The sequence below is a fragment of the Clostridium sp. genome, from assembly GCF_036642255.1.
In the GTDB taxonomy this organism is placed as follows: Bacteria; Bacillota; Clostridia; order Clostridiales; family Clostridiaceae; genus Clostridium_J.
This window is the reverse complement of sequence record NZ_JAVWDJ010000002.1, coordinates 214,581-216,860: the sequence shown is the minus strand read 5'-3', so window position 1 is coordinate 216,860 and position 2,280 is coordinate 214,581. Positions and strand designations below refer to the sequence as shown.

Sequence of the window (2,280 nt, the reverse complement as noted above, 5' to 3'; positions counted from 1 at the left end):
CAACAGTTTTATTGGGATTTAGGCTTCAAGGTTGAATCAGTTCATGAGACTTGGGATTGGAGCAGAAAATTTTAGTAGTAGTTAATTTTCTTATGATGATTAAATTAGAATAAGTTTTTAATGTACCACCCACCATGATGGTGGGCATTTAATCAACATCTTTTTTTAAAACAGCCTAGAATTAAAATTATTAAAAGCCCTAATCAATTTTGATTAGGGCTTTTTACCTTTAATAAATTATCTAAACATCAACATAATTCAATCTTTTAGCTATATAACATTACTTGGAAGCCATGGCTTTAAGATATCGAAAGGTATTTTTGTATCAATAATGCTTTCACCCATTTTTACATTAGGCTTCAGTTTTCCATGATAGTCACTTCCACCACAGGCATAAAGGTTATGTTCCTTACAATAATTAAGCAGATGCTTTGTTTTTTCCATAGAATGAAGAGAATGATAACATTCTATTCCATCAAGAGCCTTTAAAGATACTATTGAATTTAGGAAATCTTCATGATTATCTACGTAGTATCCATAAAGGTGAGCAAGGAAGGACTTTCCACCTGCTTTTTTTATAAGAGATGTAGCTTCCTCTACTGTGAACCAATACTTCAGCATATCAATAAAGAATGGACTCTCCGCATTATTTACACAAGTTCTATAAAATACGTTAATATTTTCATAGATTTCCTTGCCAAGATACTTTTCATTTTCAGGATATTTTTTTAGGTCATCATGGATTATTTGAGTTGCAAAATATTTTCCCTTAATTGATAAATTATTACTGAATTTAAGGCCAAGATTTTTGCATATTTCAACTAGTTTCTTTAGATATTCATTTTCCCTCTCATAAAATGTATCATCTGAAATTAATACTGTTGAGCTTATGATATCAAAATCTATACCATAGCCTAATATTTCAATTGGTTTCCCATTATGCACCGCTGAAAATTCACAACCTGGAATAATCTTTCCTTCAAAGTAGTTATGAATATTAATATCTCTAAGCTTTTTATAAGCCCCAATGGAATCATGATCTGTAATAGAAATATATTTTAATCCTAATTGTTGCGCTTTTACAAGAATTTCTTTGGGTTCATCTGAACCATCTGAAGTGGTGGTATGTATATGTAAATCTATCATAATTTTATAGCTCCTTATTAAAAGTTATATATTTAATTTTATATAACTTTATAGGGTAATGCAAGAAACTTCACCATCACTCTATTTGTTACTCAACTTTTTGTTAAATTGAACTATTAAATAAGAAATTAAAAATAGTGCAGCTGCCACCATAAAGGAAAGGTTTGGATAGGAATCCATTAAGGCACCTGAGAATAAGGAACCTCCCACCATACCTACAGAGTTTATAGAGCTTTGCAGTCCCATTATCCTTCCATGCTCATTTTTGCTATGCTTAGACACCATAGTTTGTAACAAGGGGTTAAACATAGAAAGCACAAAAATGAATAATACAAATATACCTATTGTTGCCTTAGCTAGTATATTCTCTTGCATTCCAATAATCATAAGGGTTACACCTATTGCCAGTAAAACGTATTTTAAGGATTTTTTATCTCCCATTTTTCTAGATAGCCTTGGGGTTAAGTAGATATTTGCTATCATTCCAATGATTCCAGTAAAGGCCATATAATAGCCTATTTGCAGTGGGTTTAAGTTCAAATACTTCTTTAAATAATAATTTACACCATTGGAGTAAGCTGTATTTGAAAAGGAAGTTAATAGTACCACTAAAAGCAAAACTCCAAGTGAAGTTGATAGATATGCCATAAAGTTACTTTTAAAAGATCCCTTTAGATTTTCTGATGCCATTACTTCAGTCTTAGCATGAACCTCACTCTTTGGAAGGAAGAATCTCATGAGCATAGCATGAATAATAAGACCTGCTGCTTGAAAAGCAAAAGCATAATGATAATCCTTTGACCCAATATAACCTCCTGCTAAATAGCCTAGTGACACACCAAACCCAGTAATAGCTGTATAATTTGCAATAGCTTTATTTCTTTCTTCAATGCTTGTCTCATCTATAATATAAGCAATAGCATTTGTGAAAACAGAAGAAGAAAAGGCTCCTCCAAGGATTCTAAAAAATATTATCATACCAACTGAAGTAGAGAAACCAAACCCTAATTGAGCAAGGCCATAGCCAATGGTAGGGATGTACATAAATAGTCGTCTATCCCTATATTTATCCGCAAGACTTCCCCATATTGGGGACATAACAAAGCTTGCAATAGACATTGCTGCAAACATTAC

2 protein-coding genes are annotated in these 2,280 nt (G+C 32.0%); both read right to left on the bottom strand.

Annotation, left to right across the window (positions count from 1 at the left end; translation table 11 throughout):
- Positions 1-270: 270 nt before the first annotated feature.
- Positions 271-1,146: a PHP domain-containing protein gene (locus tag RR409_RS01825; protein WP_332556010.1), complete on the bottom strand. Its 876-nt coding sequence runs from the start codon at positions 1,144-1,146 to the stop codon at positions 271-273.
- Between the two features lie 81 nt (positions 1,147-1,227).
- A partial coding sequence (locus tag RR409_RS01820; RefSeq protein ID WP_332556009.1) for an MFS transporter occupies positions 1,228-2,280 on the bottom strand: 1,053 nt, incomplete at its 5' end.

Bases quoted from the DNA above. Each gene is read 5' to 3' on its own strand.
- RR409_RS01825 (WP_332556010.1), bottom strand. From the start codon at position 1,146: ATGATAGATTTACATATACATACCACCACTTCAGATGGTTCAGATGAA.